This window comes from Curtobacterium sp. MCBD17_021 (assembly GCF_003234525.1).
Lineage (GTDB): Bacteria > Actinomycetota > Actinomycetes > Actinomycetales > Microbacteriaceae > Curtobacterium.
Map to the genome: position 1 here is coordinate 46,887 of NZ_QKTS01000014.1, position 12,882 is coordinate 59,768.

A 12,882-nucleotide genomic window follows, 5' to 3' on the forward strand; every position below is an offset into this window, starting at 1 on the left:
GGCGGTATAGCCTGCGCCTATGGCACGGGTCCCGAATGACATCACCCTCCAGCAGCTCCGCTACTTCATCGAGGTTGCGTCGGAGGGGTCGATCAGCGCCGCCGCCGACCTGCTCTACATCTCGCAACCGACGCTCTCCGCGGCGATGAAGGACCTCGAGACGCGGATCGGCCGCCCGTTGTTCACCCGCTCGGCGCGCGGGGTCGTCCTCACCGCCGACGGGGTCGAGTTCCTCGGGTACGCCCGGCAGGTCGTCGAGCAGGTCTCCCTCCTCGAGCAGCGGTACGTCGGGGGTCAGCCGTCGCGCCGTCTGCTCGGGGTGTCCGCCCAGCACTACTCGTTCGCCGTGGAGGCCTTCGTCCGGATGGTCGAGGGAGCCGACGCCGAGGAGTACGAGTTCTCGCTCCGCGAGACCCGCACCTGGGACATCATCGAGGACGTCCGCACACTGCGCAGTGAGGTGGGCATCCTCTACCGCAACGACTTCAACCGGCAGGTGCTCGGGAAGCTCATGCGGGACGCCGGAGTCGTGTTCACGCCGCTGTTCGTCGCGCAGCCGCACATCTTCGTGGCCCGGCGGAACCCGCTCGCATCACGGGAGCGTGCGACCCTCGACGACCTCGCTGACCTCCCTCGGCTCACGTTCGACCAGGGCGCGAACAACTCCTTCTACCTGGCGGAGGAGATCTTGTCGACGATGTCGAGCAAGCGGGAGATCCGCGTCTCGGACCGGGCGACGATCTTCAACCTCATGATCGGCCTCGGCGGGTACACGATCTCGACGGGACTCATCAGCGACGACCTCGACCCCGAGATCGTGGCCATCCCGCTCGACGTCGACGAGCGCATCGAGATCGGGTGGATCGCGCACTCCTCGGTGCCCCTGACGGTGCAGGCGCAGACGTACCTGAAGGAGCTGCGCGCGGTCGTCGCCGGCTACGGCGTCGAGCCGCTCGGGTAGGGCAGGCGCGGCGCCGTGTCGGCGCGGACGGGTCAGCGGCGGTGGCGGCTGCGGATCGCCGTGCCCGTGTACACGATCGCCACGAAGAGGGCGACCGCGGCGATGGCAATGCTGGGCCAGCGGCCGGCCGTCGCGGGAGCAGTGGTGAGGACCGCTCCGAACATCACGAGTGCGACGCTGATGCCCGCTGCGACCGTGACGCTCATCGATTGCTTGATCACGAGTCATCGCCCCGCATTGCTGAGACGCGCATCGTTCCCCCTTCGGTGATGTACGACCGCGGCGCGGTCGCACTCCGCAAACGTGGGGTAGGGAACTCTGGTGTTCAAAACACAAAATGACGAACATCGGTGGTTCTCTGAGTCCGCCATCGGGTTCCGAGCACGTGGTCGCTGCGGCTGCTGCTGAGCAGCCGGGCCTTCAGGTCCGCGCTTCCGTCCGCCGGGGCTTCAGCCGCTCGGGTGCGTCCGTCGCCGGCACCCACTCGCACGTGAACGTCCCGCGGTAGCCGAACAGGAACCCGAACACGCGATTGTGCACCTCGAGATCGACGTGGAACGCCTGGTCCTCGTCCGACCACCACTCGTGCAGGGTCGCACGACCGCTGAACAGCATCGGGAAGCGGAACGAGACCCCCTCGTGGAACCGCTGCGCGTCGGACGTCAGCACGAGTCCGCCGCGCTCGTCCACGCGCAGGTCCAGGTCCACCGCGAGGTGCTGGTGCGTCCCCAGGTAGTCGAGGACGCGGCCCTCCGACAGGACCATCGTCGCGTCGAAGCGTGCCGGCCGTCCGGGTCGCGTCGCGTACGTCCGGACGAAAGTCACCGTCTCGCGGCCGAGGGCGTCCCGGTACGGGTAGTTTTCGATGGTGAACGGCACTTCGGTGCCGAGGTCGGGCACGAGGATGTTCCGCAGCCGACCGATCTGCAGGAACGGCACCGTCCACCAGGGCCCGCGGCGGATCGTCATCGTGCCACGGCCGACGCACGCCTCCGCGGCGTCGAGGCCAACGCCGAAGCGTCGCTGCATCATCGGGTGCAGGCGACGGAAGTCCGCGCCCAGCGCTTGCTCGAAGACGGACGTCACGACGGGCCTCCCGGTTCGGGCAGGGCCGCCACGGTGGGTGGCGCGTCCCGCAGGTGGTCGTCACGTCGGCTGCCGCCGACGGGCGCGCGGAGCGTCCTGGAGGCCCGTGGCCGGTCTGGTCGCCAGACCTGCAGGACGGTGGGGAGCGGCCAGGCCTCCGGTTCCGGGCCGCCCTCGAGCCAGATGCGGAGGCGGTCGAAGCTCCAGGCGGTCGCCCAGCCGAGGAGCGGCCGGACGAGGAGGTCGAGGACGCCCCAGCCGGGGTCGTAGTCGTACCCGGTGATGAAGCGCGTCCGGCCGTCGGCGGTGGGGACGTACCGCCAGTAGCCACGGCCGGTGCGGATGGGGGAGAGGCGGTCACCGGTCGCGAAGCGGAGCGCGGAGGTGCGCGTGCCGTCGGGGCGACGGCGCTCGCCGAGGCTGACGCCCGTGCCGTGCACGTCGTGGACGACGGAGCGGCGGACGTAGGTGAACCGCATCACACCGTCGTCGTCGGCGGGCGTTGGCACGATCGCGGAGAACCGGACGTCCCAGCGGACGTGCTGCGCCGGGTCCTGCGTGGCGTCCCACACGCGGTCGAGGGGCGCGTCGATCAGTGTCTCGACGTAGATGCCCCGGTTCCCCACGGTCGGGAGCGTAGCGCGACCGCGACCCGGCTGGGCAGGCCCCCGTCCGGGCTCGGACTGACCAGCGGCGGCGCTGACGTTCCGCGTCTCAGCGAAGCACGTCCGACGCGGCGCGACGAACGCCCAACCGGTACCCGACCAAGGTCGCGAGCACGAGCAGGCCGACGACGAGCACCCCGGCGCCGACGAACACCCCGGTCGAGACCAGGTGGGCGCCCACCGGCCTGAACGTCGTGCCGGACAAGGGTGCGGTCGCGAACCACCCGACGGACACCGGCTGTGCCACGGTGACGGCGGTGACGACGAGGCCGACGATCGTCACGGCCAGGCCGACCACCAGGAGGAGGCGGGAGGTCGGGAGGGTGCGGCGCGTCAGGTCTGGACCCTAGTGTGGGCGCGGGAGCGGGCGCACTATGCGGCCGGCACGGGCAGGATCCGCCGCCGGCCGAGGTCGTCCAGCAGCTCCACGAGCCGGTCCGCCGAGTCGTGGCACTCCCCGAACCCTGCCCGCCGGATCTTGATCAGCGAGGAGACGTTGTCCCACGTCGAGTTCAGGATCATGTCCGCGAACCGCCAGTCGACGAGGTCGGCGTACGGGGTGGCGACGAGTCCGTGCCGCTCCACCATCCGCTGCCACAGGTCCTTCCGGGAGGGCATGACCTGGGCGAGTTCCATCGACTGGGGTTCGGCGAGGTCGAGGTCGTAGTGGTCAGCCAGGCGCTCGAACAGGTGGCTCCAGCGCACCACGTCACCGTTCGTGACGTTGAAGGCCTCCCCGGCCGCAGCGGGGGTCGTGCCCGCCCAGTCGGTCGCGCGAGCGAGGAGTTCGGCGTCCGTCATCTGGTAGAAGATGCCGTCGTACGTGGTGCGGGCGCCGGGGAACCGCAGCGGCAGGCCGAGTTCCTTCGTCATGCTCACGTACGTCCCGATCGCCATGAGCAGGTTCATGGGCGTGCCCTGCGCGTACCCGATCACCGCCTCGGGGCGGAGCACGGTCAGCGCGAAGCCCCGGGACGCTGCGCGCTCGCGGAGCAGGTCCTCCTGGTCGTAGTAGAAGTTCGGGACCATGAGCCGCGGGTCGTCCTCCTTCGCCGGAGTCTTGAACCGGCCGAGGTGCGCGCCGTAGTACTTCATCCCCTGGTACAGGGTGACGTGCCGGAGTGGTGCATCGAGCCGATCGAGGGCGTCGAGCGTGTTCTCGAGGAGCGCGACGTTCGGGGCGATCTGCTCGGCGAGGTCGGCGTGCTCCACGTAGGCGGCGAACGCGAGGCGCGTCGTGTCGGCAGCCGGCCGGAGTCCGTCGACCGCTGCCTCGGCGTCCGACAGGTCGACGGGCAGGTGGTCCCAGTCGGACACGGAGCCCTGCGGGGCGCGACGACTGGCACCACGGGTGCGGACACCGTTGCGGGCGAAGTGCTCGACGACGCTCCGGCCGACGACACCACCTGCTCCGACGACGAGGACCGAGTCGCTGCTGTCGGCGGGCGTCTCGGGTGCGGTGGAACCGTCGTCCATGGTGCTGCTCCTGTCGGGTCGCGATCGCGGCGCAGCCGCTGCCGCGCCGGTGCCGATCCTGCCCCGCCGACCCCGACCGGAGCCCAGGAACGACAAGACGGGAGGCTCGCTCCGGCACCGACTCCTCGCGAGCTGCCACATGACGTTGACAGTTAGAACTCAAACACTTAGAGTTCTGATCATGCAGGCACCGCACTTCGACACGCCCCTCCAGCTCATGCGCTGGATCGGGTGGGCCCAGCGCAAAGCCGCCGACGAGTGGGTGCGGGAGCGGGAGCTCACGCACGAGCAGAGCTTCGTGCTCGGCTACCTGCAGCAGAACCCGGGAGCCATCCAGCGCGACATCGCCGAGATGACCCGGACCAGTGCGGCCAGCGTGTCGAGCCTCCTGCAGGGGCTCGAGAAACGGGGCCTCATCGAACGACGCGCTGATGCCGGCAATGCCCGGACGAAGCTCGTGTACGCCACACCCGCCGGCATCGACCTGATCGCCGGGTTCGAGGACGCGATGCTCGCCCTCGACGACCGCCTGCTCGCCCCGCTCGGTCCGGACGAGCGCGCCACGCTCCGCGACCTCCTCCTCAGGGTGACCGCCCAGCTGCCGGAACCCACCCGGTAACCGCACCCGAGCCTCCCGGCCGACCGCCGGAGGCGCGAGCCTGCCCACGCGACGGCAGCCGCCGACGCGTCCCATCGCCATGCCGTGACGGCACCCGCCGTCGCGCGCTCCGCCATGCCGTGACGGCACCCGCCGTCGCGCGCTCCGCCATGCCGTGACGGCTCCCGCCGTCGCGCGCTCCGCCATGCCGTGACGGCTCCCGCCGTCGCGCGCTCCGTCCTGCCCGGAAGGGGACAGTCATGAGCAGCACCGCACAGCCCACGGACACCGCAGCGGGGAAGAACCGCTGGTACCTCTCCGCCGCCCCGATCGCCCGAGCACTCGTGCACCTCTGCGTGCCGCTGGCCGCCGCGATGGTCGTCAGCGCCCTCTACAACGTCATCAACGCGGGCTTCATCGGCTCGCAGCACGACACGGCGCTCCTGGCCGCGATCACCCTCGGCACGCCGCTGCTCGGCCTGGTCATGGCCGTCGGCGGGGTGTTCGGCGTCGGCGGCAGCTCGCTGATGTCACGCCTGCTCGGTGCCTCGGAACACGACCACGTGAAGGCCGACGAGATCAAGCACGTCGCCTCCTTCGCGGTGTGGGGGTCGGTCGTCACCGGCATCGTGCTCGGCGGCCTCGGTCTGCTGTTCCTCCGGCCGCTCGTCGGCCTGCTCGGGGCGGACGCCGCAGCCGTGCCGGCGACGAGCGCCTACGTCAGCGTCATGCTCGCGTTCGTGCCCGTGCTCGCCGCCGCGTTCTGCCTGGAGCAGATGGTCCGCGCGGAGGGGGCCGCACGCCAGGCGATGACCGGCCTGGTCCTGTCGACCGTCGGGAACCTCGTCTTCGACGTGCTGTTCATCCTCGTGCTGCCGTGGGGCGTCGCCGGAGCCGCGCTCGCGGTCGGTCTGGCGAACCTGGTCAGCATCGTCTACTGGGTGCGGTGGCTCGGGAAGCACAGCGAGAACGTCAGCCTGTCGCTCCGCTGGTTCACGCTCCGCCCAGCGGTCCTGAAGCCCGTGTTCGGCATCGGTGTCAGCGAGCTGCTGCAGGCCGGGTTCCTCATCATCACGACCCTCGTGCTCGACAACCTGGCAGCGCAGTACGGGGACGACCCCCTCGCGGCGATGGGGGTCGCCGTCCGGATCGCCCAGGTGCCGGAGTTCCTCGGCATGGGCGTCACGATCGGGGTGCTGCCGCTGCTGGCCTACGCGTACGGCAAGGGGGACCGGGAGCGCCTGCAGTCGGCACTCCGGGCCTCGGCGCTGACGGTCGGTGCGATCGTGCTGGTGTTCTCGGGCACGGTCTTCGTGTTCCGCGAGCAGGTCTTCACGGTCTTCTCGTCCGACCACTCGGTGCTGGCCATCGGCCTGACGATCCTGGTGGCGCAGCTCGTCGCGACCGTCGTCAACGGGTTCACCGGGCTGTTCACGTCGCTGTTCCAGGCCGCCGGGCTCGCCACCCCGGCGATCGCGCTGTCGATGGCGCAGGGGATCCTGTTCATCCCGATCGTCATGCTCGGCGACCTGTGGTTCGGGCTCGCGGGGATCATCTGGGCGCTGACGCTCACGGAGGTCCTGGTGTTCCTGGCCGGGGTCGACATCTGGCTGGCGTCGCGCGGCCGGATCGACCGCGGGCTGGCGGCGGGCAGCGAGGAGCGCGCGGAGGCCGCGCTGGAGCAGGCCACCGTGTGACGGGACGCGGCCGGGAGGCGCGGATGCGGCAGGCAGGCCCGGCGCGGTAGCGGCGGACCTACCGCGGTGCCGCGCGTCCGGATCGGTCGCAGTCCGAGGGAACGAGACCGAACAGCAACCTCGATTGCATCGCCACGAAGGCGCCGACACGCCGATGTCGGGAGTGCTCGTCAGGATCGCGCCGTCCCGGACACTTCCAATGTGAGAGGGGACATGAGTGGATGAGGACACCGAAGCCGACGCAGCACTGACTCGTCGGCTCGCGAGCGGGGACCGGACGGCGCTGGCCGACGCGTTCGACCGGTTCGCGCCGACCCTGACCCGGTACGCGTGGGCACAGGCCGGCAGTCGGCAGGACGTCGAGGAACTCGTGCAGGACACGTTCCTGACGCTCTGGCAGAAGGCTGCCGGGCTCGACCTGGCCACGAGCGCACTGCTGCCGTGGTTGCTCGTGGTGTGCCGCAACCACGCCCGGAACCAGGCGCGGCGCTCGGCGAAGAACCGCGGTGACGAACTCCCCGAGGAACTCGCGGCACGTCCGGATGCCGATGAGGCCCGGGAACGCCTGCGCTGGGTGCGGGACGAGATCGCGGCACTGGCACCCACGGACCGCCGCATCTGCGAGCTGTGCCTGCTCGAGGGCCACTCCTACGCCGAGGCCGCGCAGATCCTCGGCCTCAGCGTCGGGGCGGTCACCCAGCGGGTCTCCCGCTCGCGCGCACGACTGAAGAAGGCGGTGATGCACGATGAACACTGAGCCCCCCACCGGAGACGACCTGCAGCGGATGCTCGTCTCGATGAAGCAGACCGTCCTCGATCGCGCGGAGGACCGTCACCCGGCACCTCGCCGTCGCGGTCGCCGCGCCGGGATCGTCATCGGCGTGATCGCGCTGCTCGGCCTCGGCGCCACGAGCGGCGGTGTCGCCCTCGGGATGATCCCGCAGCCGTTCACCGCATCGGCACCCGCACCGACGCCCAGCGCCACTGTGCCGGTCATGCCGAGCACCCCCGCTGCGGCGCCGGTCCAGGACGTCCCCGACCCGACGCCGACACCGACGCCGACACCGACATCGACGGCTGCGACGCTGCCGCCGGACTGCACCGGGCTCGTCCCGGCGTCGGAGCAGGACCGGCTCTTCGGTGGTACACCGCTCCAGGACCCCTCGGGCACCGAGCGGCTGCGGACCGCCGCCCCGCTCACGACGAACTTGTCGTGCCTGTGGATGGACCCGCGTGCCGACGTGTCGGGGCTGTCGATCGACGTCGGGACGGGGACGGCCGAGCAGATCAGCGCCTTCGAAGCCACCCTCGTCGAGCGGGGGCACGTCTGCTCCGACCGCGGACCTGCGCGCGTCTGCACGCAGACCCGACAGGCGGAGCCGTACCCCGTCGACACCACGGAGACCTGGTACTTCCGGGGCACGACCTGGTTCGAGGTCAGCCAGACGAACTTCCCCACGAACGGCCTGCTCGACGCGGTCGAGCAGCAGATCTGGGGGTAGCGGTCCGGCGACGTCGACCCGACACGAGACCGACGACGGGCGGGAAGCGGCCATTGGGGGGCGCTTCCCGCCCGTCGTCACACCGGTTCAGCGGCGCACGTACCGGTGCTCCGGCCGCCCTGCCGCCCCGTAACGGAGCTGCATGGTCACGGTGCCGTCCGCCGCGAGCTGCGCCAGGTAGCGCTGCGCCGTCGCCCGCGAGACACCGATCGCCGCAGCCACCTCGGCCGCAGACCGCTCCTCGGACCCCGACAGTTGCTCGAGCACCAGCACCGCCGTGGCCGCACGCGACGGGGAAGCGCCACCGCTGTCCCCGGCGTGCAGGATCCGAAACGCCCGCTCGACGGCCTCCTGGTCGAGCGTCGCCCGTTCGTCGAGGACGTTCCGGGAGCGTGCGTACGCCCGCAGTCGCTCCGCGAGCACCGCGGAGTCGAACGGCTTGATCAGGTACGCCAGTGCTCCGCAGCGCATGGCCTGTCGTACCGTGCCGGAGTCCGACGCAGCACTGAGGACGAACGCGTCGGTGTCGATGCCCCGCAGCAGGTCGAGCCCGCTGCCGTCGGGCAGGTAGACGTCGACGAGCACGAGGTCGACCGGGGCCGCCGCGAGCACCGTGCGGGCGGCGGCGACGGTCCCGACGGGGTCGAGGGCTCGGAAGCCCGGCACCTGGTCGACCTGTCGGCGGTGCAGGTCGGCGACGTGGAAGTCGTCGTCGACCACCAGCACGGTGGACAGCGGACTCATGACACGACCCCTTCCAGTCGAGCGCAGAACACGGCCCCGTGGCCGTCGCCGCCGGTGGACGCGAGCCACACGTCGCCGCCGCGCCGGCGGGCGATCTCCCGCGAGAGCGGCAGGCCGATGCCGAGCCCGTGGACCCGGGCGACGTCGACGTCCTCGTCGGGCATGCCCGGACGACGCTCGAACACCGGGGGAGCGGGTGACGCCAGCCCCGGCCCGGAGTCCATCACGGACAGGTGCAGCGTCGACCCGTCGTCGAGCACCTCGACCTCCACCCACCGAGAGACCCCGTCTCGTGGCCGGCCGCCGAGCGACCCGTCCTCCCCGGCGAGCGCCGCCGTCACCGCGTTGTCCACCAGGTTCCCGAGGACCGTGGTGACGTCCCCGGGCTCGGTGATCGTGCCCTGCACGAGCGTCTCCGGCCCGATCCGCAGCAGCACGCCCCGCTCGGCCGCCTCGACGCCCTTCGCCCCGAGGAACGCCTGCAGGTACGGCTCGGTCAACCGGTCGGCGTGCTGCACCGGGTACCGCAGCGGCCCCCGCTCCTGCACGTCCGCCAGGTACGCGCGAGCCCGGGCGGTCTCACCGATGTCGAGCAGCCCGGCGATGGCGTGCAACCGGTTCGCGAACTCGTGCCGCTGCGCCCGGAGCGCCTGGGTCATCGAACCGACGGCGTCGAGTCGTCGGCTGAGGGCCTCCACGTCGGTCCGGTCCCGCAGCACGGCGACGCGGCCGAGGTCGAGGCCGTCGCGGAACACGCTCCGGACGTCGACGAGCAGCACCTGCGGTCCGGCGACGACGGTGGCGCTCGCCGGAGCGGGAGCGGTGCGGTCGAGCATCGTGGCGAGGGCGTCGGGCAGGTCGAGCTCGGTGACGGCCCGTCCGACCGGTCGCGTCAGGCAGAGCAGGCGCGCGGCCTCGGCGTTGCAGACGGTCACGGTGCCGGCGGGGCTGATCGCGATGACGCCCTCGCCGACGCCGCCGAGGACCGCCCGCTGGTTCTGTACGAGCGTCACGAGTTCCTCCGGCTGCACGCCGAGCGTCAGCCGCACGAGACGACGACGGATGAGCACGGAGGCGATCACCGCGAGCAGCACCGCCACGAGCCCGGCACCGACGACGGGCACGCTGTCCTCGACCAGGGTGTCGTAGACGCGGTCGCGTGCGAACCCGACGCTGACCTCACCGACGACGTCCGGACGGGAGGCTCGACCCCCGCCCGCCCCGCCGGCCGCGGTTCCGTGGACGGGCACCTTCGCCCGCGCGGACTCACCGAGGGTGCCACGCGCCCATGACACGGTCTCGCGTCCGGCGAGCGCGGCGTCGGGGGAGGTGCTCACCATCCGCCCGATGCGGTCCCCGTCCGGGTGTGCCAGGCGGATCCCGCGGTCGTCGGTCACCACCACGAAGAGTGCACCGGTCCGCCGCTGGGTGTCGAGCGCGGCCCGCTGCACGGGGCCGTCGGCGAGGTCGGCGGGGTCGAGGTCGGTGCCGTCGACGCTGAGCCGGGTGACCTCGGCCCGGACGTCGTCCTGCGCGGCGACGCTCTGGGCGATCGCCAGGGCGGTCCCTTCCGCAGCTCGCTCGAGCCGGATGACCTCGATCCGGACGAACACCGCGCTCGTGAGGACGACCACGGCGACGACCACGACGAGCTGCAGCACCAGCACCTCGGTGGCGAAGCGGAGCCTGCGGCCCCGTGAACGGTCGTCGGTCACGGCTCCAGCGTAGGGAGTGCGCGGGGTCACTCGTGCGCAGAATGCGCAGAACGCGGTCAACGCGCGATGGTGCGCCAACGCGCAGAAGCGCGCCGAGCCTCCCGCCCGGGTCGTAGCGTGCCCGGACTGCCAGACACGGACGAAGGAGTCCTGATGCTCGTCATCCTCGGGTACGCGATGGTCGTGGTCTTCATGGTGATGATCATGACCAAGCGGATGTCGCCGATGCTCGCCCTGATCATCGTGCCGACTGTGTTCGGGCTCTTCGCCGGTGCCGGCCTCGGCCTGGGCGACATGGTGCTGGAGGCGATCGGGACGCTCGCGCCCACCGCTGCGCTCCTCATGTTCGCGATCATGTACTTCGGACTGATGATCGACGTCGGCCTGTTCGACCCGCTCGTCCGGTTCATCCTGCGGGTCACCGGCAACGACCCCGCGAAGATCGTGCTCGGGACCGCCCTGCTCGCCGGCGCCGTGTCGCTCGACGGCGACGGATCGACGACGTTCATCGTGGTGACGGCGGCCATGCTGCCGATCTACCTCAAGCTCGGGATGAGCCCGGTCGTGTTGACGTGTGTGGCGGGCCTGACGAACGGGACGCTCAACATCGTGCCGTGGGGTGGGCCGACCGCCCGTGCCGCCGCTGCGCTGAAGATCGACCCGACCGACGTCTTCGTGCCGCTCGTCCCGTCGCTCGTGGTGGGCCTGCTGCTGTGCTTCGGGTTCGCGTGGACGATGGGGCTGGCGGAGCGGAAGCGCCTCGGGCTCATCGAGTTCACGTCCGCGACCCGTGCGTCCCGTGCGCCGAGCCGGGCGAAGGCCGGAGCCGGTGCGGGTGTCGGAGTCGGTTCACGGATGCTCGCGGCGGTCGGCGGGACCGGCGGCGGGATGTTCACCAGCCCGACGGTCGCGCTCGGGCTGCGCGGCGGGAAGGCCGACGGACGACGGGCCGACGGTGCGGGCGTCGACGGGACGGACGAGACCAGCGCCGACGGGACGGCGGGGGCCGGCGTGACGATGGCGTCGACGATGCTCGACCCGGAGCGCCCGACGCTGCGGCCGAAGCGGATCTGGTTCAACCTCGTGCTCACCGTCGCGGTCATGGTCGTCCTGGTGCTGGGGGTGCTGCCCCTGGCGTACGTGTTCATGGTCGGCACGGCCATCGCACTGCTGGTGAACTTCCCGCAGCTCAAGCAGCAGACCGCGCAGATCGTGGCGCACGCCCCGAGCATCGTCGGCGTCGTGTCGATGGTATTCGCCGCCGGTGTGCTCATCGGCGTGCTCGACGGCACCGGGATGGTCGCCGCCATGGCCGACTGGCTGGTCGCGGTCATCCCCGACTCGATGGGGCCGTACCTCGCGGGGATCACGGGTGTGCTGAGCATGCCGCTGACGTTCTTCATGAGCAACGACGCCTTCTACTTCGGCATCCTCCCCGTCCTGGCGGAGAGCGCCGCGGCGTTCGGCATCACGCCCGCCGAGATGGCCCGGGCGTCGGTGGTGGGGCAACCGGTGCACATGCAGAGCCCGCTCGTCCCCGCGATCCTGCTGCTCGTGTCCCTGGCGAACGTGAACCTCGGCGACCACCACAAGAAGGTGCTGTGGCGCGCGGCGGTGGTGTCGGCGGCGATGCTCGTCGTCGGGATCCTGGTGCGGGTCATCCCGTTCGGGTGACGACGCCGACGACCAGGGTCGCCGTCCCGTCCTGTCCTGTCGGCCGAACACATCACGCGGACCTGGGTCGTCCCGATCCCGCGTCCGCGTAGCGTCCCGGCCACCAGGACGAGGCCATGCGGACAGTCGACCTCGTCTCCACACTCGTGCGACCGACCAGGGAGTCACCTCATGTCCCAGAACAACACCGTCATCCGCAGCATGCACGACCTCGGCCTCGCGGCCTGGTTCGGCGGCCAACTCATGGGCGCCGTCGGCCTGAACGGCGCCGCCGCCGGAGCGAAGGACCCCGTCGAGCGGCTCACCCTGTCGTCCGTCGGCTGGGCGAAGTGGGCACCGGTGCAGCTCGCGGCACTCGCCGTCCACGGCGTCGGCGGGATCGGCCTGATCCTGGCGAACCGTGACCGCCTCGGCGTCCAGCAGGGCGCCCGGACGAACACCGGTGTGAAGCTCGCGCTCACCGGGGCCGCCCTCGTGACCACGTTCTGGTCGGCGTCGGTGGGGAAGAAGATGGCGGAGCACGCCCGGGAGGGCGCCGAGGGCACCACCGAGCCGAACGCCGACGCGTCGGACACCCTCAAGGCGGCCCAGCGGCAGCAGAAGATCCTGCAGTGGGCGACCCCGGTGCTCACCGGAGTGCTGCTCGTGATGGGTGCGCAGCAGGGCGAGCAGCAGCGCTCGAAGGCCGGCATGCTCGACAAGTGGCGTCGCTGACCGGCACGGCCTGACGACCGGACGGGAGGCGCGGTGCCAGCGGGTGCCGC

14 protein-coding genes are annotated in these 12,882 nt (G+C 71.3%); 7 read left to right on the plus strand and 7 right to left on the minus strand.

Going from position 1 to position 12,882, the window contains the following annotated elements:
* Positions 1-19 precede the first annotated feature (19 nt).
* Entirely contained in the window at positions 20-961 is a 942-nt protein-coding gene (locus DEI83_RS12740; RefSeq protein WP_111082324.1) for a LysR family transcriptional regulator, read from the plus strand.
* A gap of 32 nt (positions 962-993) precedes the next feature.
* Here DEI83_RS12740 and DEI83_RS16025 read toward each other — a convergent pair whose 3' ends face one another.
* From DEI83_RS16025 to DEI83_RS12765, 5 genes are all read right to left on the minus strand, one after another.
* On the minus strand, positions 994-1,167 hold the full coding sequence (locus tag DEI83_RS16025) for a hypothetical protein (RefSeq protein ID WP_181431222.1): 174 nt from the start codon (positions 1,165-1,167) through the stop codon (positions 994-996).
* Positions 1,168-1,381: 214 nt separating this feature from the next.
* Positions 1,382-2,047 (minus strand): DUF4166 domain-containing protein, encoded by a 666-nt coding sequence (locus tag DEI83_RS12750; protein WP_111082326.1) that lies wholly within the window; start codon positions 2,045-2,047, stop codon positions 1,382-1,384.
* Positions 2,044-2,673 carry an SRPBCC family protein gene (locus DEI83_RS12755; protein ID WP_258371195.1) on the minus strand — a complete coding sequence of 210 codons (630 nt, stop codon included), beginning with the start codon at positions 2,671-2,673 and terminating at the stop codon, positions 2,044-2,046. Before DEI83_RS12755 ends, DEI83_RS12750 begins: the two co-directional genes overlap by 4 nt.
* An 88-nt stretch (positions 2,674-2,761) precedes the next feature.
* Positions 2,762-2,995 (minus strand): hypothetical protein, encoded by a 234-nt coding sequence (locus DEI83_RS12760; protein ID WP_220036793.1) that lies wholly within the window; start codon positions 2,993-2,995, stop codon positions 2,762-2,764.
* 89 nt (positions 2,996-3,084) lie between these two features.
* Positions 3,085-4,188 carry an SDR family oxidoreductase gene (locus tag DEI83_RS12765; protein WP_111082328.1) on the minus strand — a complete coding sequence of 368 codons (1,104 nt, stop codon included), beginning with the start codon at positions 4,186-4,188 and terminating at the stop codon, positions 3,085-3,087.
* 181 nt (positions 4,189-4,369) lie between these two features.
* Here DEI83_RS12765 and DEI83_RS12770 point away from each other — a divergent pair, with 181 nt between their 5' ends.
* From DEI83_RS12770 to DEI83_RS12785, 4 genes are all read left to right on the plus strand, one after another.
* Positions 4,370-4,807, plus strand: coding sequence for a MarR family winged helix-turn-helix transcriptional regulator (locus DEI83_RS12770; RefSeq protein WP_220036794.1), 438 nt, complete (start codon positions 4,370-4,372; stop codon positions 4,805-4,807).
* A gap of 239 nt (positions 4,808-5,046) precedes the next feature.
* Positions 5,047-6,483 carry an MATE family efflux transporter gene (locus tag DEI83_RS12775; protein ID WP_111082329.1) on the plus strand — a complete coding sequence of 479 codons (1,437 nt, stop codon included), beginning with the start codon at positions 5,047-5,049 and terminating at the stop codon, positions 6,481-6,483.
* 217 nt (positions 6,484-6,700) lie between these two features.
* Positions 6,701-7,240: an RNA polymerase sigma factor gene (locus DEI83_RS12780; protein ID WP_111082330.1), complete on the plus strand. Its 540-nt coding sequence runs from the start codon at positions 6,701-6,703 to the stop codon at positions 7,238-7,240.
* Complete coding sequence (locus DEI83_RS12785) at positions 7,230-7,985, plus strand: hypothetical protein (protein ID WP_146243343.1); 756 nt, start codon at positions 7,230-7,232, stop codon at positions 7,983-7,985. The genes DEI83_RS12780 and DEI83_RS12785 overlap by 11 nt, the downstream gene beginning before the upstream one ends.
* Before the next feature lie 87 nt (positions 7,986-8,072).
* Here the strand turns inward: DEI83_RS12785 and DEI83_RS12790 are convergent, their stop codons facing one another.
* Positions 8,073-8,729 (minus strand): response regulator, encoded by a 657-nt coding sequence (locus DEI83_RS12790; protein WP_111082332.1) that lies wholly within the window; start codon positions 8,727-8,729, stop codon positions 8,073-8,075.
* On the minus strand, positions 8,726-10,444 hold the full coding sequence (locus tag DEI83_RS12795) for a sensor histidine kinase (protein ID WP_111082333.1): 1,719 nt from the start codon (positions 10,442-10,444) through the stop codon (positions 8,726-8,728). The genes DEI83_RS12790 and DEI83_RS12795 overlap by 4 nt, the downstream gene beginning before the upstream one ends.
* Positions 10,445-10,597: 153 nt before the next feature.
* Here DEI83_RS12795 and DEI83_RS12800 point away from each other — a divergent pair, with 153 nt between their 5' ends.
* Both DEI83_RS12800 and DEI83_RS12805 read left to right on the plus strand, forming a co-directional pair.
* The gene (locus DEI83_RS12800) at positions 10,598-12,118 is read left to right on the plus strand and encodes a CitMHS family transporter (RefSeq protein WP_111082334.1); all 1,521 of its coding nucleotides are present in this window, start codon (positions 10,598-10,600) and stop codon (positions 12,116-12,118) included.
* Between the two features lie 171 nt (positions 12,119-12,289).
* On the plus strand, positions 12,290-12,832 hold the full coding sequence (locus tag DEI83_RS12805; RefSeq protein WP_111082335.1) for a hypothetical protein: 543 nt from the start codon (positions 12,290-12,292) through the stop codon (positions 12,830-12,832).
* Positions 12,833-12,882: the final 50 nt, after the last annotated feature.

Excerpts from the sequence above, each read along its gene's own strand:
- DEI83_RS12775 (WP_111082329.1), top strand. The coding sequence starts at position 5,047 with ATGAGCAGCACCGCACAGCCCACGGACACCGCAGCGGGGAAGAACCGC.
- DEI83_RS12765 (WP_111082328.1), bottom strand. The coding sequence starts at position 4,188 with ATGGACGACGGTTCCACCGCACCCGAGACGCCCGCCGACAGCAGCGAC.
- DEI83_RS12805 (WP_111082335.1), top strand. The coding sequence starts at position 12,290 with ATGTCCCAGAACAACACCGTCATCCGCAGCATGCACGACCTCGGCCTC.
- DEI83_RS12790 (WP_111082332.1), bottom strand. The coding sequence starts at position 8,729 with ATGAGTCCGCTGTCCACCGTGCTGGTGGTCGACGACGACTTCCACGTC.
- DEI83_RS12785 (WP_146243343.1), top strand. The coding sequence starts at position 7,230 with ATGAACACTGAGCCCCCCACCGGAGACGACCTGCAGCGGATGCTCGTC.
- DEI83_RS12740 (WP_111082324.1), top strand. The coding sequence starts at position 20 with ATGGCACGGGTCCCGAATGACATCACCCTCCAGCAGCTCCGCTACTTC.
- DEI83_RS16025 (WP_181431222.1), bottom strand. The coding sequence starts at position 1,167 with ATGAGCGTCACGGTCGCAGCGGGCATCAGCGTCGCACTCGTGATGTTC.
- DEI83_RS12770 (WP_220036794.1), top strand. The coding sequence starts at position 4,370 with ATGCAGGCACCGCACTTCGACACGCCCCTCCAGCTCATGCGCTGGATC.
- DEI83_RS12800 (WP_111082334.1), top strand. The coding sequence starts at position 10,598 with ATGCTCGTCATCCTCGGGTACGCGATGGTCGTGGTCTTCATGGTGATG.